Consider the following 23384-nt stretch of genomic DNA (forward strand, 5'->3'; position numbering starts at 1 on the left):
ACTTCAAGCTTGTATCTTGAATACAAGACTTCTCATGATATTCAACAGCCTCAGTACAGCTAACCTCTGGTAAAACATCGCTCGTGGCGTTTCTATATCTAGCAATTGATCTGTCAATGAAAGATTTCATCGCTGTCATATGAAGCTGGAAAATCACAAATGGAAGGCTGATCCAGGAAGACGATATGATGGAAATAAAGAGCAATGCTGATGTAATAAAAAACCATGAACTGGATGTTTCAAATAAGGTCGACGTCATTGCAAGTATTCCCTTGAGCAATAGTTTAGATTCGGCGACACTCAGCCCACTATCCGTTTACTCAAAAAACCAACATATCAGCATCGAGCTGAGACAGCCATTACCAATGTCATGCTATCATTGGCATGGCCAGATAGAAATAAACTTGCCTTTTGATAGTGGTGTCGAATACATCATCAATGGTGAGGTGGTAAAACTAAAAAAAAATCATATCGGCTTGTTTTGGGCCTGTGTCCCACACAAGCTAACTGAACCTGGTGATTGCAAGAGCATGGCTATATTAAATTTACCCATGCATCTATTCCTGTCATGGCCAGTTGATCGTGAATTAATAACCTGTATCACCCATGGCATGGTAGTCAAGTCTTGCACTGAACACATTATCAGTGAATCTGAAGTAAAGCGCTGGCAGTTGGAATTGGCTAGTGAGAATGGGCAGATAAGGCAATTGGCAACAGATGAAATAGGGCTGATGCTGAAACGACTGAGTCTATTGGGTTGGGAAAAAGTCTCCATCAGCAGATCCACAAAAACCACTGATAATTTGGTGTCAAAACATGCACAAGTTTATGTCAGTCAAATGCTGGCTTATATTTCAAGCAATTATGATCAAGCATTGACCATAGCGAACATAGCAGAGCACGTGAAATTGAACCCTAATTATGCGATGGGAATATTTCAACGGGTGATGCAATTAACGATGAAACAATATATCACGACGATGCGCCTGAATCATGTTCGAGCCCTGCTCGGCGACACTGACAAATCAGTGCTAGATATCGCCTTGACGGCAGGTTTTCGTTCAAGTAGTCGGTTTTACAGCACCTTCCAGAAACACATAGGAATGACGCCACAAAAGTATCGAAATTTGAGTAAATCACATCACGTAAATTCATCTTCGGAATAGCTCGTCATATCTCCAAAAAATTTATTGGCAATACTTCATGCTGAGCTATTGATGTCTTAAAACTCAATAAATTTATTACCTCAAATCATCGCTCTAGTTTACATATCCTGCCTACACAGGATATTGATTGCTCTCGAACTGAGAGTGAATCACCACTTCCCCCTCATAGAGCTGTAATCTGGCGGCTGGAACGGGACATTCATCAACGAGAAGAATGGATTGATGAAGCCCCCTATGACCCACATTTGTGACCTTGACGGCCCCTTTAGCACCAAGCGCCTCTCGACAGCAGAATTGCTATGACGAAAGCGTGCCAGGCCACCGGGTAATGGATGGCCAGAGAGCCGGGGTGAACCAGCCCTGCTTGCATTGTTGCCAGTTACTGGCCTTCTTGGATTTACTCATCTGGCACGCTTAGAGGTTGACCTGCGAATTCAGATCTCCGAGTTACAGGAAGTCCCTGATTTGACCAACAAGACCGCCGGTGACTGCCCAGAATGAGAAAGAGGGCCCGCAGGCCCTCTCATCGATCGGCACACGCTCACAGGCTGGCGGCAATCTTTGCCCCCAGGGCGGCGTTGTTCAGCACCAGCTGGATGTTGGCCGCCAGGGAGTTGCCACCGGTCAGCTCGCACACCCGGGCCAGCAGGAAGGGAGTGGACTCCTTGCCCTTGACGCCCTGCTCTTCGGCTTCCTGCAACGCCTGTTTGATGGCGGCGTCGATGTCGGCCTTGGGCATGGCAAACTCGGTCGGGATCGGATTGGTCACCACGGCGCCACCGGCCAGGCCCAGCTCCCACTTGAGGCGCAGCGCCTGCGCGATCGCCGCCGGGGTATCGAGGCGGTAATCCACCTTGAAGCCGCTTTCGCGGGTGTAGAAGGCGGGCAGCTCCTCGGTCTGGTAGCCGATGACCGGCACGCCCTGAGTCTCCAGGTACTCCAGGGTCAGGCCGATATCGAGGATGGACTTGGCACCGGCGCAGACCACGGCCACAGGGGTATGGGCAAATTCCTGCAGATCCGCCGAGATGTCGAAGGTCTCCTGGGCGCCGCGATGCACGCCGCCGATGCCGCCGGTGGCAAACACCCGGATGCCGGCCATGGCGGCGATGATCATGGTGGACGCGACCGTGGTCGCCCCCAGCCCCTTGTTCGCCAGCACGAAGGGGATGTCACGGCGACTGCACTTGGTGGCGGCATGACCGGCCTTGCCCAGCGCCTCCAGCGCCCCCGCATCCAGCCCCACCTTGAGGCGACCATCCAGCAGGGCGATGGTGGCCGGTACGGCGCCGTTGTCGCGCACCACCTGCTCTACCTGGCGCGCCGTTTCCACGTTCTGCGGATAGGGCATGCCGTGGGAGATGATGGTGGACTCCAGGGCCACGACCGGCTTGCCGGCGGCCAGGGCCGCGGCGACTTCGGGTTGGATATCGAGATAAGCGTTCAACATGGGTACTCCTCCAGCATGCGTTCAACGGCGGCCTTGGATAGGCCGGAAAAGACGGTATCGGAACAATTGACGGTGAGGGCGGCGCAGCCGAGGGCGAAACGGGTGGTCTCGGCCACGTCCTGCTCCTGCAACCAGGCGTGGGCCAGCCCTGCCATGAAGGCATCGCCACCGCCGGTCACATTGATGACGGGGCTGCCCAGCACGGGCAGATGGCCCTGCTGCTCCCCATCGCTATAGAAGATGCCTTGCTCGCCGAGGCTCAGGAACAGCCGCGCCACCCCGGCGCGGTGGAACCAGGCCGCCGCCATGGTCCAGGTATCGGGACCGGCGATGCGCAAGCCGCACAGTTGCTCGGCCTCGCTGCGATTGGGTTTGAGGGTGTGGATCCGGTGCAGCCAGGGGCGGATCTTCTCCACCTTGGCCACCGAGACGGTGTCGACGAAGATAATGTGCTCCCCCTGGCGCTCGAACAGCCAGTCCAGGGTGTGGGTCGCGAGGTTGGTGTCGAGCACCCAGAGGCTGGCAGCCCCGAGGAAGCCGCCGAGCGGAGTGAGCCGCGCCGGGGTGAGTTCGTCGATGATCCCCATGTCGTTGACGGCACAGCTCATCTCGCCACTGCCATCGTGCAGACTGAGGTAACAGGAGGTCGCCTGACCCTCCAGCATCAGCACCTGGCGCACATCGACGCCGGCACGCTGGGTGACATCCAGCAGGTGATGACCGTATTGATCATTGCCCACCGCGCTCAGCAGCCGGGTATCGGTGCCGAGCCGCGCCAGGTTTTCGGCAATGTTGCGCCCCACCCCGCCGGCGGAGGTCCGCACCTGGCCGGGGTTGGAATCCCCGATGCGCAGGTTGTCGTGGCTGCTGCCGCAGATATCCATGTTGGCACCGCCGATCACCACGGCGTAGGGCCCTTCTCGCAGCACATAACCCCGTCCCTGCACATAGCCTTGGCGCATCAGGCTGGAGATATGGCTGGCCAGCGCCGAGCGGCTGATCCCGAGGCTGTCCGCCAGATCTTGCTGGGCAATCATGGGATCCTGGCGCAGCAGGGCGAGGATCTCTTGTTCACGCTCCGTCATAGACAAACATCCAGTTACAAACGTTTGTCTATTATTATCCAAAAACGTTTTCCCGCTATCGCCCCGTGCAAAAAGTGTCGGGTCGCGCACAAAAAATCACCGGGCAGAGCCCGGTGATAAAAACGGTTTTCAGATGATTCTATTCAGCCCAGCAATACCCAGACCTCGTCGTCGCTCAGCATCACCGGCCAGCAGGCCACGCACAGGGCTGGATCGTCCAGGCAGCGACCGTCGGCCAGGGCGTAACGCTGCTTGTAGAGTGGCGAGGCGACCACCGGCTCGCCGCCGCAATCCCCCACCAGCCCCCGCCCCAGCACAGCCACTCCGGCCAGGGGATCCACCGCATCCAGCGCATAGACCCGCTCGCCGAGTCGGAACAGCGCCAGCGCCCGCCCCCCCAGCCAGGCGCTGCGGCCCGTCTGCTCCGGCAGGGCGGCCAGCTCGCATGCCCGCAGCCATTCACCATGTTCCGACGGCAGCATATCTTCCTTGAGTGTGTTCATCTCAACTCCCTGCTCTCGATGGCTGCTGTCCAACTCACAGATCCCGCTCATGTCACCTCCTTGATGCTGATGGCTGGCTTGCAACCCGCCGGCCCCGTTCATATCACCTCCTTGATGCTGATGGCTGGCTTGCAACCCGCCGGCCCCGTTCATACCACCTCCTTGATACTGATATCCGGCACCCACTGGCCCCGCTCCTCCCGCCGTGGCGGCGTCTCGTCTTCGGGCCGGTTGACGAAGGCCTCGAACAGCTTCAGCTTGTCCGGATCCGCCAGGGTGCTCTTCCACTCGCACTGCCAGCTGCCGACGATGCCCGCCATCATCTGCTCCAGCTCGGCACCGATGCCGAGCCTGTCCTCGATGATCACCGACTTGAGGTAGTCGAGCCCCCCCTCCATGCTCTCCATCCAGACCGAGGTGCGCTGCAGCCGATCGCCGGTGCGCACGTAGAACATCAGCAGCCGGTCGATGTAGCGGATCAGGGTCGGCTCGTCGAGATCGGTGGCAAACAGGTCGGCGTGGCGCGGCCGCATGCCACCGTTGCCGCACACATAGAGGTTCCAGCCGCGCTCGGTGGCGATGACGCCAATGTCCTTGCTCTGGGCCTCGGCGCACTCCCGGGTGCAACCGGAGACCGCGAACTTCAGCTTGTGGGGGGCTCGCAGCCCCTTGTAACGGTTCTCCAGGGTCTGGGTCAGGGTCATGGAGTCTTGCACCCCGTAGCGACACCAGGTCGAGCCCACGCAGGACTTCACCGTGCGCACCGACTTGCCATAGGCCTGCCCGGTCTCGAACCCCGCCGCCACCAGCTCGCCCCAGATGGCGGGCAGCTGATCGACCCGGGCACCGAACAGGTCGATGCGCTGGCCGCCGGTGATCTTGGTGTAGAGCCCATACTTGCGCGCCACCTCACCGATGCAGATGAGCCCGTCCGGGGTGATCTCCCCGCCGGGGATGCGCGGTACCACCGAGTAGGTGCCGTCCTTTTGCAGGTTGGCAAGGAAGGTATCGTTGCTGTCTTGCAAGGCGCGATGCGGCTTCTCCAGCACGTGCTCGTTCCAGAGCGACGCCAGTATGGAGGCAACCGTCGGCCGGCAGATGTCACAGCCCAACCCCTGACCGTGCTTGTCCCGCAACGCCTCGAAGCTCTTCAGCTCGCCGACCCTGGCCAGGTGATACAGCTCCTGGCGACTGTGGGCGAAGTGCTCGCACAGCCCCTTGTCTGCCTCGACTCCTATCTCCGCCAGCGTCTGTTCCATCACCTGCTTGAGCAGGTTGCTGCACCCACCGCAGCCGGTGCCCGCTTTGGTGCAACTCTTCACAGCCGAAAGCTCGTGATTGCCCGCCTTGACCGCGGCCACCACGGCCCCCTTGCTGACGTTATGGCAGGAGCAGAGGATCGCGCTGTCCGGCAGCACCAGGGGCGCCGCCGCGCCGCCCGCCTCTCCCACCAGCAGGGAGAGCGGCGGCTGTGGCAGCGCCACCCCGTTCTGGTAGTACTGCAGCAGTCGCTCATAATCGCTACCATCTCCCACCAGGATGGCGCCGAGCAGGCGGCTCCCCTCGCCGTCGGTCACCAGTTTCTTGTAGATGCCGTTGACCCGGTCCAGCAACAGCAACTCCTGGGCCCCGGCGGTGCTGGCGTGGGCGTCGCCGATGGAGCCCACGTCCACCCCCATCAGCTTGAGCTTGGTGGACATGTCGGCCCCAAGGAAGCGGGTCTCGCCGCCGCACAGGCTGGCCACGGCGGCCCGCGCCATCTGGTAACCCGGCGCCACCAGCCCGAAGATGCGTCCCTGCCAGAGCGCACACTCACCGATGGCGAGCACGGCGGGATCCGAACTGTGGCAGCCGTCGTCGATGCAGATGCCGCCGCGCTCGCCGACACTCAGCCCGGCCTGACGTGCCAGCCCGTCGGCGGGTCGGATGCCGGCCGAGAACAGCAGAACGTCGGTCTCAAGATGAGAGCCGTCCTTGAAGCGCAGCCGGTGGCGGGCCTGTTCGCCATCCTCGATGCAGTCGGTGACCTTCTCTACCAGCACCTCGACCCCGAGCGCCTGGATCTTGTCCCGCAGCACGGCGCCGCCACTCTCATCGAGCTGCACCGGCATCAGCCTGGGGGCGAACTCCACCACCCGGGTGCTGAGCCCAAGCAGGCGCAGCGCATTGGCCGCCTCCAGTCCGAGTAGGCCGCCGCCAATCACCACGCCGCTGCGCGCCCCGGCGCAGGCATCGCGGATGGCGGCGAGATCCCCCAGGGTGCGGTAGACAAAGCACCCCTCCCGCTGATAACCGGGAATGGGCGGCACGAAGGGGGTGGAGCCGGTTGCCAGCACCAGCCGGTCATAACCAAACTGCTCGCCACAGGCCAGCGTCAGGGTGCGGGCTGTGCGGTCCAGCACCTCCACTTCGGCCCCCAACCGCAGTGCGATACCCTGTGCCTCATACCAGTCGGGATCCGCCATCCGCAGCGCCTCCGGCGCCTTGCCGCCGAACACCTCGGACAGGTGCACCCTGTCGTAGGCGGAGTCCGGCTCGGCACCGAATACCGTCACCTCGAACCGGTCGAGGCCACCGGCCGCCACCAGCTGTTCGATAAAGTGGTGACCGACCATGCCGTTGCCCACGACCAGCAGACGTTGCTTCTCAACCCTCCCGGGGGACCCGGCGAAGTGGTGATCGAGCAAATCCATGCCGTGACCCACCAGCAATCTTTGTTTGTTGTCCATGTCTCTCTTCCTTGAATCCGATGAGGGCTCAGGCCCGGCGCTTGCTGCGTACCTGCTCGGCCACCTTGAGCGGGGTCACCTTGCGCTGCTTCTCATAGAGGAAGCGCAGCACCTGCTGACGCAGCCTGTGGTAGTGGACATCGTCCGCCAGGGCAACCCTGTCCCTGGGCCTTGGCAAGTCCACGGTCAGGATCTCGCCGACGGTGGCGGCGGGGCCCATTGGTCATCATGACGATCCGATCGGAGAGCAGCACCGCCTCGTCCACGTCGTGGGTGATCATGATGACGGTGTTGCCCAGCTCAGCCTGGATCGCCATCAGCGCATCCTGCAGATGGGCCCGGGTCAGGGCATCGAGGGCACCGAACGGCTCATCCATCAGCAACACCTTGGGGGAGAGTGACAGCGCCCTGGCGATGCCGACCCGCTGCTTCATCCCCCCCGACAGCTCGTGGGGCATCTTCTGGCTGGCGTGATCCATCTGCACCAGCGACAGGTAGTAGTCGACCCGCTCCGCCGCCGCCCGCCGGTTTGGCTCCACCTGCCCCACCGCCAGCGCCACGTTCTGATAGACGCTGAGCCAGGGCAGCAACGCATGGTTCTGGAACACCATGGCCCGCTCGGGGCCCGGCCCCGCTACTTCTCGGCCATCGAGGATGATGCCCCCGGTGGTCGGCTCAAGCAGCCCGGCCACCAGGTTGAGCACCGTGCTCTTGCCACAGCCGGAGTGGCCGATGAGGGAGACGAACTCCCCCCGCTCGATGCGCAGGTTGACTCGACTCAGGGCCTCGAAGCGCCCTTGCTCCGTCTCGAACGCAATGCCGACGTCGCTTATCTGCAGATAACTCTTCATTGGCTCTTCTCCTGCCTGAATATGAATGTGATTAACGCAGCACCTGGCGCTTGTCCTGAAGCAGGAGCACTGCTGCAGGGCCAGTGTTGCTTTGGTTCTTTACAGGCATCGTTAACGCAGCACCTGGCGCTTGTCCCAGGACAACCACTGCTGCAGGACCAGCATGCCCCTGTCCAGGGCGCAGCCGATGAGGCCAATGGTGATCACCGCCACCATGATGCGAGCCAGGGACGAGGAGCCACCGCTCTGGAACTCGTCCCACACGAACTTGCCGAGCCCCGGGTTCTGGGCCAGCATCTCGGCCGCGATCAGTACCATCCAGGCCACCCCGAGCGACAACCGCAGCCCGGTGAAGATCATGGGCAGGGCACCGGGCAGCACGATGCGACGCACGTGGGTCACAAACGACAACCGCAGCACCCGGCTGACGTTGTGCAGATCAGCGTCCAGCCCCGCCACCCCGACCGCGGTGTTGATCAGGGTCGGCCAGAGGGAGCAGAGGGTCACCGTCAGCGCCGAGGTCAAAAACGACTTGGCGAGCCAGGGATCCGGGCTGGCGTAAAGCGCGCTCACCACCAGGGTGATGAGCGGCAGCCAGGCCAGGGGCGACACGGGCTTGAGCAGCTGGATCACCGGGTTAGCGGCGCGATAGAGCCCCTGATTCATGCCGAGCAGCACGCCGCTCGGGATGGCGATCAGGGTCGCCAGAGCGAAGCCGCACAGCACGGTGAGCAGGCTGGTCGCTATCTGATCGAAGAAGGTGGGGCGCCCGGTGTAGGGGCGCAGCTTCACCTCGGCTGCCGGATCCTCTGCCAGCCGCTCGGCATTGCGCACCCGCTGGCGCTCGAGGAAGGCCGCCGCCTTCTCCCGCTCCATCAGGTGATCCTGGCCGAGGGACCAGAGCTGGCTGGCCGTCGCGAGCGGCCCCGGCAAGGTGCCCAGGCTGGTCTGCACCTGGCTCGCCCCCCATTGCCAGAGGCCGAGGAACAGCAGCACGCCCAGCAGGGGCTGCACCATGAGTTTCCAATTGATGAGTTGCCACTTGTGTCGTTTCATTGCGCTCTCCTTGCTCATTGCACCCGCTCATCGCCCTTGAGGCCGATGGCAAACTGCTGCAGATAGGCGTTGGGGTGGCGGCCGTCGTAGATGAGGCCGTCGATGAAGCCATCCTGGGGGCCGCGATATCCCTGTTCGCTGGCAAAATCGGGGAAATCCCCCGCCTTGAACTTGCCCTCGGCGATCAGCGCCTCGGCCGCCTGGCGGTAGACCTCGGGCTGGTAGACGGTCTTGGCAACCTGTTCGAACCAGGCATCCGGCTGGGCTTGCGGGATCTGGCCCCAGCGCCGCATCTGGGTCAGGTACCAGATGGCGTCAGAGTAGTAGGGATAGGTGGCGTGGTGGCGGAAGAAGACGTTGAAGTCCGGCAGCTGGCGCACGTCCCCCTTGGCGTATTCGAAGGTGCCGGTCATGGAGCTGGCGATCACCCCCTCATCGGCCCCCACGTACTCGGGTTTCGCCAACAGCTTGGCCGCCTCGCGCCGGTTGCCGTTCTGCTCCGCATCCAGCCACCAGGCAGCCCGCAGCAACGCCTTCACCAGCCGGATGTGGCTATTGGGATGGCGCTCGGCCCACTGGCGGGTGACGCCGAACACCTTCTCCGGGTTGTTGCGCCAGATCTCCTGATCGGTGATGACGGGCACTCCGATCCCCTTCGCGACCGCCTGCTGGTTCCAGGGCTCCCCCACGCTGTAGCCGGCGATGGTGCCCGCCTCCAGGGTGGCAGGCATCTGCGGCGGCGGCGTGACCGACAGCAGCACATCCGCCTGGCGCTGGCCCGAGTTGTCGCCGAGCAGAGGGGCATAGAAGCCGGGGTGCAGACCGCCGGCCGCCAGCCAGTACCTGAGCTCGTAGTTGTGGGGGGAGACGGGGAACACCATCCCCATATTGAACGGCTTGCCCCCCTGCCGGTATTGCTCCACCACCGGCTTGAGGGCGGCGGCGCTCACCGGGGTCGGCACCTGGCCCACCACCGGCCTGGGCAGTTGGGTTGCCATGGCGGCCCAGACGCTATTGGCCACCGTGATGGCGTTGCCGTTGAGATCCATGGCAAAGGCGGTCACCAGCTCGGCTCGGGTGCCGATACCGATGTGGGCGGCCAGGGGCTGGCCCGCCAGCATCTGGGCACCGTCCAGCTCGCCGTCGATCACCCGATCCAGCAGGATCTTCCAGTTTGCCTGCGCCTCCAGGGTGACGTAGAGCCCCTCATCCTCGAAATAGCCGCGCTCATAGGCTACCGCCAGCGGTGCCATGTCGGTCAGCTTGATGAAGCCGAGCCTGAGCTCCTCCTGCTCGGGCGCCCCCACCGCGGCCAGCGCCGGCAGTGACAGCACCGCCAGCAGCAGGCCCGCACATCCTTGTCGTCTGTTCATTTGATCCCCTCGCTCGGTTCCCTGTCCCGGGTGATCGCGCCACTCTTTCGGCTAAGCGCAGCGCTGCCTCGTTGCAGCGCTGCGACCAAGAAAGAGCGTCGCGACCAAAAAAAAAGCCCCACCGATCCGGGATCGGTGAGGCTTCTTTGCCCTGTTGCGGGTGGGGCCTCGCGGCCTCACCACTGCGTGTTGTCTCTTGTTCTGTGTAATCGTTAATTCACTTTCCGTGCCAATCTGGCCGAGCCGCTGATGACGGGTCCTGAGCGGCCCGGGTGCGCCTCCCCTGCCCGTTTCTGCGCCTCAATGAGGCGCCGTTGCACCAAAACGGTTGGCCAGCCCAGGCCTCACGCCGGCAGAGCCAGCAGCAGTTGGCGAGCCCAGGCCTCACGCCGGCAGAGCCAGCAGCAGTTGGCGAGCCAGCTCCCCCAGGCTCAGGTGGCGGCTCATCGCGGTGCTGCGCATCAGCTGGTAGGCCTGCTCCTCGTCCAGCCCCTGATGGCGCATCAGTCGCCCTTTTGCCTGCTCGATCAATCGCCGCTCGGCCAACTTCTGGCGCAGTTCGCTCTCGGTCTGGAGCAGTGCCTGCACCATGGCCAGCTGGCTGCGGGCCAGCCGCAACCACTGCTCCACCGGCTCCTTCTCCCCGCACGGATGGGGCACCAGCAGCACCCCCTGCTGCAACAAGGCCTGCTGCGCCTCGCCCCCCAGCCGCTCGCAGAACAGCAGGCGCGGCAAGTCGGGCCAGAGGGAGAGACCGAGCCGCGTCTCGGCGTCGAAACGGCGACTGCTGACCAGCAGGGCGTCGCCCTGCCCGTCCTGGCTCAGCAGCTGGCGGGCATCGAGGATCCTTGGCTGATGTCCATACTGGCTGACCAAGAGGGCCAGCCGATTTGCCTGACCCGGATCGTCGGCGTGGATCAGCAGGCGGGAAACGGGGCCACCGGGCCCCCCTGGGGTGAGAATGGTCATGGCGCTCCTTGCCAACGGCTTTCGGCTTGTCTGCCGAGACTTGTCTGCCATCTATCACGCAACATGAGCGCCAACTGTTTGAATCTACCTCCTTTTTATTCCTCTGGAGGTAGTAGGGGTAGAACGTGAACCGATGGCTCAGGCCACCCGATCCAGCGCCTGGGTCAGCAAGCCCTGCAGCTCGGCCCGCAGGCGCACCACCTCCCCCATGATCATCAGCACCGGGCTCTGGCCGAGCAGGGCCTTGGCGGCCTGCTCCAGCCCGTCGAGCGTGGTCTCATGGACCTGCTGGCGAGAGCTGCAACCGGCCACCACCAGCGCCACCGGCAGAGATCCCGAGGCGCCCGCTGCCAGCAGTCCATGCCGGATCTGCGCCGCCCGCTCCAGCCCCATGTAGAACACCAGGGTGTGACCGGCACGGGCTAGCCCCTGCCAGCCCTGGTAGTCGCGCTCGTCCATCAGGTGACCCGTCACCAGGGTCAGGGAGCGAGCCAGCCCCCTGTGGGTCAAGGGGATCAGGCTGCTGGCGGCGCAGCCCAGTGCCGCCGTGATGCCGGGCACCAGCTCGGCCTCGATGCCGTGGCGGGCCAGGTGCAGCGCCTCCTCACCGCCACGACCGAACACCAGCGGATCCCCCCCTTTGAGCCGCACCACCCGCTTGCCGGTGCGGGCCAGCGCCAGCAGCAGGGCGTTGATCTGCTCCTGACTCGGGCTCGGCTCGCCACAGCGTTTGCCCACGTCGAAACGGGCAGCCCCCTGGGGGATGCGGGCCAGGATCTCGGCTCCCACCAGGCGGTCATAGACCACCACTTCCGCCGCCTCGATCCGCTGCAGCGCGCGCAGGGTCAACAACTCGAGCGGGCCGGGACCGGCCCCCACCAGACTGATATGGCTCATATCCCACTCCTTTTGTTTACGCCACCGCCCTCAGGCCGAAGCGATAAAAACATGCTTGATCAACAACTTGTCTATTTCTGGCAGACAGGTGCCGCAGTTGCTGCCGCAGCCGAGCAGGGTTTGCAGCCCCGCCAGCTCGCCCACCCCCTGCCGCACTATGGCGTCGACGATGCGCTGTTCCGACACCCGCAGGCAGGAGCAGATCAACCGGCTCTCCCCCAGCAGGGCCGCGCTCAGGGTCTGGCTCAGGGCCCCCGCCTGCAGCGGGGTGCCGAGCAGGCTCGCCAGCAGCTCTATCTTGAGATCCGGCCGCCGCTCCCCCACCAGCAGCAGGCCATCGATACGATCCCCGGCCAGCGCCACGGCGAGCCAGCCCGACGCCAGCGGCAATCGCAGCCAGCGCCCCTGGGTTGCCAGCCGCAGCCACAGGACTTCAGGCATCTCTGACCAGGAGGCCAGCAGAGTACAACTGCCCTCGGGCAGGGGGCGCCTGGCCCACCAGTCCACCGGCTCGCACCAGTCCCGCCGTCCGAGCCAGACCCCCTGCCAGCGGGTCGGCTGCGGCTCGGCCCGCACCCGACCCTGCTTGAACATGGGCTGACCCGAGAGGGGATCCACCACGGCGGCGATGAGGCGATTGACCGCCCCCTGGCTGCACTGGCTGTCGGTCCAGTGCATGGGCAGGAAGGCTTCCCCCTCCCGCAGCCCCTCGTCCAGCCCGATCAGCAGCCGCGCCTCTCCCAGCTCGTTATAGAGGCGCACCAAGTCTCCCTCCTTGAGTCCCAGCGCCAGCAGGCTGGCGGCGCCGAGCCGCACCCTGGGCCAGGGCTCGGCCTCCTGCAGGCGCGGCACGTGGCCGGTACGGGTCATGGTGTGCCACTGATCCCGCAACCGGCCGCTGTTAAGCAGTACCGTGATGGCGCCCGCTGACTCTGCGACAGGCGCAGGGGGAAAGTGCTGGGCCAGGGGCAGCAGACGGGCCCGTCCATCCGGGGTAGCGAAGATCCCATCCTCGAACAGGCGGGCGCGGCCCCGGGGCCAGCGGGCGTTGACGGGCCAGCTCAGGGGGTCAAGCGCCTCGAACTCGTCCCGGCCAAGACCGGCCAGCCCGGAGATGTCGAACTGACGGGTCCCTTCGTTCTCGAAGCCCGACAGGGCCGCATGCTCGCAGAAGATGTCGTGCTCGTGTTCATAAGCAAACCCCTCGCCAAAGCCGAGCCGCCGGGCGAGCTGGGTCAGCGCCCACCAGTCGGGTCTGGCCTCTCCCGGCAGGGGCAGGAAGGCGCGCTGGCGGCTGATGGTGCGCTCGGAGTTGGTGACGGTGCCGCTCTTCTCCCCCCAGGCGGCGGCGGGCAGCAACAGGTGGGCGAGGCGCGCCGTGTCGGTATTGGCCGTCACCTCCGAGACCACCAGCAGCTCACAGCGAGCCAGTGCCTCCCGTACCCGGTTGCCATCGGGCAGGGAGACCGCCGGGTTGGTGCCGAGCACCCAGAGCGCGCGGATCTCCCCCCGGTGCACCGCCTCGAACAGCTCGACCGCCTTGTGGCCGGGGCCACGCACCATGGTCGGGCTCTGCCAGAAGCGCTGCACCCGGTCGCACTCGGCCTCGCCAAAACTCATGTGGGCGGCCAGCTGGGTCGCCAGCCCGCCCACCTCGCGCCCGCCCATGGCATTGGGTTGCCCCGTCATGGAGAAAGGAGCCGCCCCCGGCTTGCCGATACGTCCGCACAGCAGATGGGCGTTGATGATGGCGTTGGCCTTGTCCACCCCCTGGTTGGACTGGTTGATCCCCTGGCAGAAGAGGGTGACTGTCTTGGGGGTGCGGGCAAACAGCCGGTAGAAGCCGAGCAGATCCCCTGGTGCCAGATCGCAGCTCTGGGCCACCGCCTCCAGCTGCCAGGCCGGATCGTCCAGCGCCGCCGCCAGCTCGGCGAAGCCGCTCACATGCTGCGCCACATAGGCATGATCCCAGCCGTCGCTGTCGAGCAGGTAGCGGCAGAGCCCGTTCCACAGCGCCACGTCGCTGCCGGGCTTGAGGGCCAGGTGCAGATCCCCCTGCTCCGCCGTCATGGTGCGGCGCGGATCCAGCACCACCAGCTTGAGTTCGGGGCGCCGTGCCCGCGCCTGCTGCAAGCGGCGAAACAGTACTGGGTGGGTCCAGGCGGTGTTGGCACCGGTGAGCACCACCAGATCCGCCAGCTCGAGATCCTCGTAGCAGGCGGGCACCAAATCCTCGCCGAAGGCCCGCTGATGGGCCGCCACCGCCGACGACATGCAGAGCCGGGAGTTGGTGTCCACGTTAGCGCTGCCCAGATACCCCTTCATCAACTTGTTGGCGACGTAGTAATCCTCGGTAGTGAGCTGGCCCGAGAGGTAGATGCCGATGGCCTCTGGCCCGGACTCGGCCAGGATGGCGGTGAAGCGCTCTGCCAGGGTATCGAGCGCCTCATCCCAGCCGATGCGTTGCCCCTGCCAGCGCGGATAGAGCAGGCGATCGGGAAAGTCCAGGCTCTCCAGCAGACTGGCCCCCTTGACGCAGAGAGCACCGCCATTGGCCGGATGCCCCTCATCCCCCTGCAATTGCCAGCCATCCCCCTCCCGGCTCAGCCGGATGCCGCATCCCACTCCACAATAGGCACAGGTGGTCTTCATTCCCTCACTCCTCGTCGTCCGGCCACCCATCCCTGGGTCGCCTCTGCCATGGCCCATAAAAAAAGCGTCCGCCCCCAAGGGGGACGGACGCCTTTGTCCAGATAAGCCGTGTTCACTCTGTCCAAGAGTGACTGCAAGCCCCGCGCCAGGATGCAGGGTGCCCCGCGACTGAGATCGATGGCGCTCGGTTGCGCCGGGACGGTGCAAGCGCCCCCTTGTAGGGCCCACTCCTGCGAGGACGAGCCCGGAACAGGTGCCATCATGGGCAAAACGTGGGAGGAGGGTATAATGCGGCCGCCACAGAGGAGAGAGAGATGAAAGAGTCGGGCCATGACGGCAAGGCGCATAGCGCCCACCAACCAATCCAGAGTGCGGAGGCCGGTTATTGCTGCATCGGGCTGGTCAATCCCAAGTCACCGGAGAACGTAGGGGCCGTGATGCGGGCCTCCGGCTGCTACGGGGCGGACGAGGTCTATTACACCGGCTCCCGCTTCGAGCTGGCGCGCCGCTTCGCCACCGACACCAAGCAGATGGTGGAGAAGATCCCCCTGCTCGGGGTGGACGATCTGCTGGAGTTCGTGCCACCTGGCTGCACCCCTGTGCTGGTGGATCTCATCGAGGGGGCGACCTCGCTGCCGGACTATGTGCACCCTGAGCGTGCCTTCTACATCTTCGGCCCGGAGGACGGCACTCTGGAGCCCGCTCGCTTCGCGGCGGTGAAGGAGGTGATCTACGTACCGACGAATGGTTGCATGAACCTGGCCGCCTCGGTCAACGTCATCCTCTACGATCGTTTAGCCAAGCGGCTACGAGGTGAGTGAGACCTAGACAAAACGGATAGCGGCGGCACTATTTACCCGCCCGTTTCTCCTGCTTCTTGATGAAATCGCGGTAGTAGTCGTACAGCTCGTTGCGCCTGTATATCTCGGCCAAGGTGCCACGCCGCAGCAACGTGATCATGCCGGGATCCCAGAGTTTTTTCAGATGCCGACCCTGCTGCGTATCGGCGAAGATGGGATAGGTCGGGATCCAGCGCAGGAACACCTGTGCCAACTCGGGTGGGAGGGAGTCCTTGGGATGGAGGGCGCCGTCGGTCAGGTAGTAACGGTATCGCCCCTTGACCAGCAATTGCAGTGCCATCTCATGGCTATCTATCTCATACCAGCGCATCGGCACCGGAATGAACTTGTCGAAGGCCCAGCCCCGCAGCCAGAGCACATCCTGCTCTTTCAGGCTGTGCTCGCCAGCCCAGTGCGGCAACCAGCGATTCTGCATCACCACGCTCACGTAGTCGGCAGAGTCTGGGTAATCCGGCTGATGTACCCCCGGCACCTCCCCCTGATAAACCCCCATCGCCATGTCCCCCCCCGGCTGGGCCACCACCGCCAGCGCCCGCTTGTAGGGCACCAGATGAGGGTGGATGGCATAGCCTTGCGGCTCATAGATGGCGCGTACAATGTCCAGATAGACACCGTGACCATCGGCCTGACAGAAGCCGGGCCAATCACCGCAATAGACATGTATCAGGTTGGCCCGAAGGGGCCCGGCGAGCAGCAGACAGCACAGCAGGAGAAGCGGTCGAACCATGTATCGGTATTCCTCGGTGGCGGCGCCCTCTGTAAGGCGTCTCTGGGGGCCAGCAGGTTAACGCCTTAACACATCATAGGAAGTTCTCGCGGTGGCTCACATCTTTTCCCCGTTTTGCGAGCGGGTCGAGGGTATTTGTCACCCCGAACGATACTATGGGCAATAAGATTCATTAGTGACCCAATCAGCGAGGAGTCTCATCATGCCAACCATCAAGTCACTACTCTGCCCCGTCGATTTCTCCGAGATGTCCAAGGCCGTACTCGACTATGCCGTCTTCATGGCCAAGAGTCATCAGGCCGAGCTCAAGCTGGTCCACGTGGTGGATCAGCTGCACGGTTTCGACAGCTACAAGATCCTCCACATGACCGCCATCGAGATCACCCACGAGATGGAGCGTCAGGCCAAGACCCAGCTCAAGGAGCTGGTCGCCATGCTGCCCATCCCCGCCACCTTCGAGGTACGCTTCGGCCGCGCCGCCGACGAAATCGTCATTCAGGCGAAGGAAGACAAGGTGGATCTGGTCGTCATGGGCAGCCATGGCCGCTCCGGCATCAGCCACCTGCTGGTCGGCAGCGTCGCGGAGTCAGTGGTGCGCCACGCCCCCTGCCCGGTACTGGTGGTCCGCAAGTAACAGCCACAACCAACCGAAACAAGAAGGCCAGCGATTGCTGGCCTTCTTGTTGCTGATGGCCATGGGACGCTCGCCTCATAACCGGTTCACGAGCGGTGACGAAAGGTCGGAAACTCAGTAAAACGCAGCGCAGGAACCGGAGTGTATGTGAATACATGAGGTTTCCGATCAGCGCATGAGCCTTGAAGATCGTGGACAGGTTCTCAGCCGTGGGCGTAGATGACGCTGCCCCCCTTGATAAGGTCGATGATGGCTCTCGACTGCTCCCTCGGCAGCGCGGGGCAACCCCAGCTGCGGCCCAGCTTGTCATATTTTTGCAGATGCCTCGGGCTGGCGTAGTCCGCCCCATGCACGACGATGGCACGCTTGCGGGCATTGCTGTTCTGGCCCGGGCTCAGACCATCGAGGCGCAGGGAATAACCGTGCTTGCCCTGATAGGTCTCGGCGGTGCGATAGACCCCGAGCGAGCTCTGCCTGGAATTGAGTTGATTGGAGAACTGACGGGCGGCCAGCTCTCCCGAATTGCGGCCGTGGCTGACCCAGGTGTGATAGAGCACTTTGTGACGCTTCACGTCGATCACGAACAACCGACGCTGGGTCGAGGGCTTGCTGTAGTCGATGATGGTCAGAATGGGTTTGCGTTTGTGATGCACGCTTTGGTAGCCCTGCAGGGCCTTGCGAAATACTTGCTTGTCGAGCTTGCCCGCCAGCCCGAGCTGACGGTAGAGATCCTGATCCCAGCTTGCGTGGCTGGCGCCGCTGAACCAGAGCGCCCCCAGCAGCAACGGCAGGCTCAGCCAGAGCCTTTTCAGCCGCACTCTCCAGTTTGTGTGCTTCATCCTTGAAGTCGCTCCCGTTTTTGCTGGTAGCCGAGCACGCGATATCTCGCCACTGCTTGCTGAATAGTTATATGCAAGCCCCTGATGAGTCGCCATAAAAAACCATAAAAATGCCGACTGGAGTCGGCATTCTCGGTGACGAGCGCAGGGCCTGACTCAAGCACGGCTCAGATAGTCCGCCAGACCCACCCATTTGTAGCTAGTGAGTTCGGTCAACCCCATGGGGCCGCGGGCATGCAGCATCTGGGTCGACACCGCCACCTCGGCACCGAGCCCAAACTGGCCACCGTCGGTGAAGCGGGTGGAGGCATTGACATAGACCGCCGCCGAACCTGCGCCATTGACAAAGCGCTCCGCGTTGGCGAGATCGTTAGTCAGGATGGCGTCCGAGTGACCGGCGTTATGCTCGCGCATGTGGGCCAGCGCCGCGTTCACGTCCGCCACCAGCTTGATCCCCAGGATCAGCCCCAGCCATTCGGTGTCGAAATCCTCGGGGCCGGCGGCGCGCAGGCTCTCGGTCCCCGTCAGCAGCGGCAGAGCGTCGGCGCTGGCAACCAGGGTCACCTTGCGCTCGTTCATCAGACTGACCAGCTGCGGCAGGAATGCAGCGGCTATCTTCTCGTGCACCAGCAGGGTATCGAGTGCGTTGCAGGCGGAGGGACGCTGCACCTTGGCGTTGTCAATGAGGGCCAGGGAGCGCAACAGATCGGCACTCTCGTCCACAAAGATGTGGCTGATACCGAAGCCACCGATGATGACGGGGATGGAGCTGTTCTCCTTGCACATCTTGTGCAGCCCGGCACCACCGCGGGGGATGATCATGTCCACGTAACGATCGAGACGCAGCAGCTCGCCCACCAGCGCCCGGTCCGGGTTATCGATGTACTGCACTGCCTCGGCAGGCAGGCCGGAGGCGGCCAGTGCGCTCTGGATCACCCGTACCAGCTCCAGATTGGAGTGGAAGGTCTCGCGGCCACCGCGCAAGATGCTGGCGTTGCCGGTCTTGAGACAGAGGCTGGCGATGTCGATGGTGACGTTGGGGCGCGCCTCGTAGATGACGCCGATGACGCCGATGGGTACCCGGCGCCGCGACAGTCGCAGGCCGTTCTCCAACACCCGGCAGTCGATCTCGGCGCCGACCGGGTCGTCGAGCACTATCACCTTGCGCACGTCCGCCACTATGCCGGCGAGCCGTGCCGGGTTGAGCAACAGGCGATCCAGCATGGCCTCGGAGAGCCCAGCCTCACGGCCTGCGGCAATGTCTTTCTCGTTGGCGGCCAGGATCTGACCACTGCGCGCCTCCAGCTCGTCGGCGATGGCGGCCAGCGCCCGGTTCTTCTGCGCCGTGCTGAGGGTGGCCAGCTGATAGGCGGCTTCTCGGGCCGCCTGCCCCATTTTCTCCAGACTCATAGCCTTATCCCTTTTTCTCTTTCATTGGGACTGCTGACAGCAGCACCATATTCATCTCTGTGAATGGCCCATGATCCCGAAGCCGCAGGGACCATCGGAGCCAACTGCTTTACAGCAGCACCATCTCATCCCGTTGAATGGCCCATGATCCCGTAGCCGCAGGGACCATCGGAGCCAACTGCTTTACAGCAGCACCATGCCATCCCGGTGGATGGCCCATGATCCCGTAGCCGCAGGGACCACCGGAGCCAACTGCTTTACAGCATTACAGCATTACAGCATTACAGCATTACAGCATTACAGCAGCACCATGCCATCCCGGTGGATGGTCCATGATCCCGTAGCCGCAGGAACCATCGGAGCCAACTGCTTTACAGCAGCACCATGTCATCCCGGTGGATGGCCACGGCACCATAGCCGTAGCCCAATACCTGTTCGATCTGATCCGAATGCACGCCGCGCAACTTGTCCAGTTCGATGTGATCGTAACGGCAGATGCCGCGCGCCAGCTCGCTGCCTTTGGGATCCAGGATCCGCACCACGTCACCGCGCACGAAGTCGCCCTTCACCGCGACTATGCCCTTGGGCAGCAGGCTGGAACCCTTCTCCTGCATGGCCGCAACGGCACCCTGATCCACCTGGACCTCGCCATGGGGGGGCGGGCCTGCCAGGATCCAGCTCTTGCGCCCTTCCAGCGGCGAGGCCAGCGCCGGGAACAGGGTTCCGACCCGCTCTCCTGCTGCGAGGCGGCCGATCACCTCGGGGATCTGGCCGGTGGCAATCACCACGTTGACCCCGGCCCGGCGCGCCACATCGGCCGCCTGCAGCTTGGTCGCCATGCCGCCGGTACCGAGCCCGCTGACGCTGTCGCCGGCCAGGGAGCGCAGGCTGTCGTCGATGGTCTGCACCTCTTCGATCAGCTGGGCATCCGGGTTGCTGCGGGGATCGGCGGTGAACAGCCCTTTCTGATCGGTGAGCAGGATCAGCAAGTCGGCATCGGCCAGGATGGCGACGCGGGCGGAGAGGTTGTCGTTGTCACCGACCTTGATCTCGGCGGTGGCCACCGCATCGTTCTCGTTGATGACCGGGATGATGCGATGATCGAGCAGGGTACGCAGGGTGTCGCGGGCGTTGAGGTAACGCTCCCGGTCTTCCAGATCGGCGCGGGTCAGCAGCATCTGGCCGATGTGCAGCCCGTAGAGGTTGAACAGATCCTGCCACACCCGGATGAGCTGGGTCTGGCCGACCGCTGCCAGCATCTGCTTGTTCGGCAGGGTCGGCGCCAGCGAGGGATGGCCCAGATGTTCACGCCCGGCGGCAATGGCCCCCGAGGTGACCATGACGACACGGTGTCCGTGCCGGTGCAAGGCGGCGCATTGCCTGACCAGCTCCACCATGTGGGCACGGTTGAGCCGGGCAGAGCCCCCGGTGAGCACGCTGGTGCCCAGTTTGACGACTATGGTTCTGTTTTCCATGGGAACGAGGAGGTTAAAAAGTAAGGAATCCCTTTATACCCACGGCCCCCTTGCCCTGCAAGGCAATTAATCCCTGCAGCGGTCCTAGATGAGAATAGAGGGGACGGCACGTTAAGCCGGCTTCACACAGATGTAGCAGAGAAGGGAGAAAGGCCCCGCCATCGCGGGGCCGAAGTGGATCAGGCGGCGGTCACGCTCAGCTCGGCGGTCACCTGCTCGGCGGGCGTGAGCTGGCACTCCAGTGCAGTGAGTTTGGTGCTGATGAGTTTGTAGAAGTGGTTGAGGGTTCGCTCGACCTCCACCTGGTGCTTCTTGGGCAGCGGCTTGTTGATCCACTCCCCCTCGGCGTTGTAGAAGCCCATCTGATAGTGGTAACTGAAGGCGTGATCCTGCTGCTCCAGCACCAGCCACCAGCCCCAGAACTCCCGTTTGTCCGGCGCCGGTTTGGCGCTGATGCACACGGAGAGGCAGTCGAAACGGTAGCGCCCCTCCTCGCACAAGTCTTCGCGCAAATAGGGGCCAATTGCCGCGAATTGCCGTAGCAGTCGCTTGTAGGTCACTCTCTCTGACATGCTAACCTCCCTGTTGAACAAGCCATAGCATCACAAGGTGATGTTACATTTTTAGCGTTATATCAAGTGCATAAATGCTTCTTGAGCCAATCTACCGTCTCTTTCAGTGCCTCGTCGTACACCTCCAGCAGAGGCTGTTTGTCAAACACCACCGCCTTGCCATTGCGGCTGGCGGAGGCCAGGGCCCGGACATCCTGCTCGGGGCAAATAAAGTCTCGCTTGTGCCCGATGCTCAATATCGGCACCGAGGTGCGGCTCCCCAGCAAGCCTTGCGTCTTGAGGGAGAAGACCTGGCACTTGGCACGCATCAGATCCCACTGGGCCGCATCGGCCCCCAGCCGGTTCGCCAAGCCGTCGCGCATCATGCGCGGGCAACGGGCGAACATCTCCTGGTTGGTAAATACCTGATTGACGCCGGCACCGATACAGACCACGGTCCGCAGCTTGAACGGCTCGATGAAGGCGAGCCGCGCCGCCACGTTGCCGGCCAGGCGGAATCCCACCATGGCGATGCGCTGATGATCGACCCAGGCCACCTCGGAGAGATAGTGCAAGACCGCCTGATGCAGCCGGCTGGTGTCCTGCACCAGCGGCCAATGCTCGGCATAGCCGATGCCCGGCATGTCCAGCGACAACATACCGATGCCGTGAGGTTCGAGACACTTGAAATAGAAGTTGAGAAAATCGACCTGCAGCGAATCGATGCCGCCGCTGACGATGACCAGAGGGACCGGCTTGTCGGTGGTGGGCAGATGCAGATATCCCTGGATGGTCTTGCCCCGAAACGGCACCTGCAGCTCCTTGAGCGGCACCTTGAACAGCCGTCCCGCCTCGCGGTACGCCATGTTGCCGAGCAACTGTGCCTGATCCGCCAGCTCGTCGTGCTTCAGGTGGGGATAGCTCGCGATGGAGTAATAGCGGACCGACTTGAGCAGGTTTTTCAGCGCGCCAGCCGAGTCGCCTTGCGCGACCTGCTCACGGCCCTGATTGAAGTAGCGACCACCCAGCTGGCTCCATTCATAGACCCAGTTGCCGGGTACATAGCCCTTGATGGTATCCAGGTAGCGCTCGTGGGTGCGTTCCCCCTGCCCCATGGCGATGCGGGCCAGGATCTGCTCTACCTCGACCGGATCGGCGCCCTGCCAGGCCCAGGTCGGCCTGCGCAGCAACCGGTACCAGTGGGGGGACAGGGCGCCGTCGATAAAGCTCTCGGCCAGACTGCTGTCCTGCTCGTCTACCGGACTGGAGTTGGATATTTCGGAGGTCTCCAATACCTTTTTGATCCGGGTAAACAGCTTTTCCGTCAGGTTGGTATCGTTGTTTGGGTCCAAAATGGTGGCTCTTCTGTCTCAAGCGATGGCCCATCTTAACCATTTTTCACGCCGGGCAGCCACATGAGAAAAAAGAAAGGGCCCCAAAACAGGGGCCCCTTGAAAACATTTTCATCATGACGACGGCGGAATATGACCCAGGTCCGGCTTGGGATGCCGGCACCAGGCCCCTGCTGCGCTATTACTCTTCGTCGCAGATCGGGGTGGTAAACTCTAGCGCCATATCCCAGGGCTGTTCAATCCAGGTGTCCTGCGGAATGGCCACTTCGAAGTCATCCAGCAGCTCCTGGCCCATGGGCTTGGCGAAGATGGCGATGAACTTGGCCTTGGGGTAGAGCTCGCGGATCGCCTTGGCGGTAGTACCTGTATCCACCAGATCTTCCACGACCAGCCAGCCTTCGCCGTCGCCGGCGGTGGTGGCGGCTTTGACAACCACCAGCTCGCGTTGGCTGTTGTGGTCATAGCTGGAGATGCAGAGGGTTTCGACATTGCGAATGCCAAGTTCACGAGCCATCAGCGCGGCAGGTACCAGACCGCCACGGCTGACCGCGATGATCCCTTTCCACTGGCTGACCGGCAGCTGACGACGGGCCAGACGGCGCGCTTCACGTTGCAGGTTGTCCCACGACACGTAGAATTTTTTTGGCATATTATCGTTCTCGAAAAAGTTGTACAAACAAGCACTTGAAAACAAACGCCGAGCATGAAAAACATCGGCAGCTGTCAATTCTGGCCCCCTGCACGCCGAATTTGGCTTGCACTTCGGCCGCCTCGGGAGGAGACCCTCGGCAGCAAACGCTGGTGC

20 protein-coding genes are annotated in these 23384 nt (G+C 63.0%); 3 read left to right on the forward strand and 17 right to left on the reverse strand.

Annotated features, from left to right (window positions below; all coding sequences use genetic code 11):
• The first annotated feature begins 185 nt into the window (after window positions 1-185).
• The gene (gene melR / locus ACZ9IL_RS13150; RefSeq protein WP_476003913.1) at window positions 186-1166 is read left to right on the forward strand and encodes a transcriptional regulator MelR; all 981 of its coding nucleotides are present in this window, start codon (window positions 186-188) and stop codon (window positions 1164-1166) included.
• A 541-nt stretch (window positions 1167-1707) separates the two neighbouring features.
• Here the strand turns inward: melR and ACZ9IL_RS13155 are convergent.
• The 10 genes from ACZ9IL_RS13155 to ACZ9IL_RS13200 all read right to left on the reverse strand — a co-directional run bounded on the left by ACZ9IL_RS13155 (window position 1708) and on the right by ACZ9IL_RS13200 (window position 14731).
• Window positions 1708-2616: a pseudouridine-5'-phosphate glycosidase gene (locus ACZ9IL_RS13155; protein ID WP_476003914.1), complete on the reverse strand. Its 909-nt coding sequence runs from the start codon at window positions 2614-2616 to the stop codon at window positions 1708-1710.
• Window positions 2610-3701 carry a PfkB family carbohydrate kinase gene (locus tag ACZ9IL_RS13160; protein ID WP_476003915.1) on the reverse strand — a complete coding sequence of 364 codons (1092 nt, stop codon included), beginning with the start codon at window positions 3699-3701 and terminating at the stop codon, window positions 2610-2612. The genes ACZ9IL_RS13155 and ACZ9IL_RS13160 overlap by 7 nt, the downstream gene beginning before the upstream one ends.
• Window positions 3702-3844: 143 nt before the next feature.
• Window positions 3845-4204, reverse strand: a complete 360-nt coding sequence (gene nirD / locus ACZ9IL_RS13165; RefSeq protein ID WP_476003916.1) for a nitrite reductase small subunit NirD — start codon at window positions 4202-4204, stop codon at window positions 3845-3847.
• A 149-nt stretch (window positions 4205-4353) separates the two neighbouring features.
• Window positions 4354-6933, reverse strand: coding sequence for a nitrite reductase large subunit NirB (gene nirB / locus ACZ9IL_RS13170; RefSeq protein WP_476003917.1), 2580 nt, complete (start codon window positions 6931-6933; stop codon window positions 4354-4356).
• A 92-nt stretch (window positions 6934-7025) separates the two neighbouring features.
• Window positions 7026-7784: an ABC transporter ATP-binding protein gene (locus ACZ9IL_RS13175; protein ID WP_476003918.1), complete on the reverse strand. Its 759-nt coding sequence runs from the start codon at window positions 7782-7784 to the stop codon at window positions 7026-7028.
• A 111-nt stretch (window positions 7785-7895) separates the two neighbouring features.
• On the reverse strand, window positions 7896-8840 hold the full coding sequence (locus tag ACZ9IL_RS13180; RefSeq protein WP_476003919.1) for an ABC transporter permease: 945 nt from the start codon (window positions 8838-8840) through the stop codon (window positions 7896-7898).
• A gap of 14 nt (window positions 8841-8854) precedes the next feature.
• On the reverse strand, window positions 8855-10213 hold the full coding sequence (locus ACZ9IL_RS13185) for a CmpA/NrtA family ABC transporter substrate-binding protein (RefSeq protein WP_476003920.1): 1359 nt from the start codon (window positions 10211-10213) through the stop codon (window positions 8855-8857).
• Window positions 10214-10597: 384 nt separating this feature from the next.
• Complete coding sequence (locus ACZ9IL_RS13190; protein ID WP_476003921.1) at window positions 10598-11182, reverse strand: ANTAR domain-containing response regulator; 585 nt, start codon at window positions 11180-11182, stop codon at window positions 10598-10600.
• Window positions 11183-11320: 138 nt separating this feature from the next.
• The gene (cobA, locus tag ACZ9IL_RS13195) at window positions 11321-12079 is read right to left on the reverse strand and encodes a uroporphyrinogen-III C-methyltransferase (RefSeq protein ID WP_476003922.1); all 759 of its coding nucleotides are present in this window, start codon (window positions 12077-12079) and stop codon (window positions 11321-11323) included.
• A gap of 30 nt (window positions 12080-12109) precedes the next feature.
• A complete protein-coding gene (locus tag ACZ9IL_RS13200) occupies window positions 12110-14731 on the reverse strand; it encodes a nitrate reductase (protein ID WP_476003923.1) in 2622 nt (873 codons plus the stop codon).
• 314 nt (window positions 14732-15045) lie between these two features.
• Here ACZ9IL_RS13200 and ACZ9IL_RS13205 point away from each other — a divergent pair, with 314 nt between their 5' ends.
• On the forward strand, window positions 15046-15552 hold the full coding sequence (locus ACZ9IL_RS13205; RefSeq protein ID WP_476003924.1) for an RNA methyltransferase: 507 nt from the start codon (window positions 15046-15048) through the stop codon (window positions 15550-15552).
• A 28-nt stretch (window positions 15553-15580) separates the two neighbouring features.
• On the opposite strand, the gene ACZ9IL_RS13210 is transcribed toward ACZ9IL_RS13205, so the two are convergent.
• Window positions 15581-16318, reverse strand: coding sequence for a hypothetical protein (locus tag ACZ9IL_RS13210; protein WP_476003925.1), 738 nt, complete (start codon window positions 16316-16318; stop codon window positions 15581-15583).
• Window positions 16319-16520: 202 nt separating this feature from the next.
• On the opposite strand from ACZ9IL_RS13210, the gene ACZ9IL_RS13215 reads away from it, so the two are divergent.
• Window positions 16521-16952 carry a universal stress protein gene (locus tag ACZ9IL_RS13215; RefSeq protein WP_476003926.1) on the forward strand — a complete coding sequence of 144 codons (432 nt, stop codon included), beginning with the start codon at window positions 16521-16523 and terminating at the stop codon, window positions 16950-16952.
• Window positions 16953-17155: 203 nt separating this feature from the next.
• Here the strand turns inward: ACZ9IL_RS13215 and ACZ9IL_RS13220 are convergent, their stop codons facing one another.
• From ACZ9IL_RS13220 to gpt, 6 genes are all read right to left on the reverse strand, one after another.
• Window positions 17156-17791, reverse strand: coding sequence for a murein L,D-transpeptidase catalytic domain family protein (locus tag ACZ9IL_RS13220; RefSeq protein WP_476003927.1), 636 nt, complete (start codon window positions 17789-17791; stop codon window positions 17156-17158).
• 156 nt (window positions 17792-17947) lie between these two features.
• Window positions 17948-19201, reverse strand: coding sequence for a glutamate-5-semialdehyde dehydrogenase (locus ACZ9IL_RS13225; protein ID WP_476003928.1), 1254 nt, complete (start codon window positions 19199-19201; stop codon window positions 17948-17950).
• A 371-nt stretch (window positions 19202-19572) separates the two neighbouring features.
• Window positions 19573-20676 (reverse strand): glutamate 5-kinase, encoded by a 1104-nt coding sequence (gene proB / locus ACZ9IL_RS13230; RefSeq protein WP_476003929.1) that lies wholly within the window; start codon window positions 20674-20676, stop codon window positions 19573-19575.
• A gap of 179 nt (window positions 20677-20855) precedes the next feature.
• Window positions 20856-21248: a sigma factor-binding protein Crl gene (crl, locus tag ACZ9IL_RS13235; protein ID WP_476003930.1), complete on the reverse strand. Its 393-nt coding sequence runs from the start codon at window positions 21246-21248 to the stop codon at window positions 20856-20858.
• 62 nt (window positions 21249-21310) lie between these two features.
• Complete coding sequence (frsA, locus tag ACZ9IL_RS13240) at window positions 21311-22579, reverse strand: esterase FrsA (protein WP_476003931.1); 1269 nt, start codon at window positions 22577-22579, stop codon at window positions 21311-21313.
• 181 nt (window positions 22580-22760) lie between these two features.
• Window positions 22761-23228, reverse strand: a complete 468-nt coding sequence (gene gpt, locus ACZ9IL_RS13245; protein ID WP_042644409.1) for a xanthine phosphoribosyltransferase — start codon at window positions 23226-23228, stop codon at window positions 22761-22763.
• Window positions 23229-23384: the final 156 nt, after the last annotated feature.

Source organism: Aeromonas sp. TECH754 (assembly GCF_056279295.1).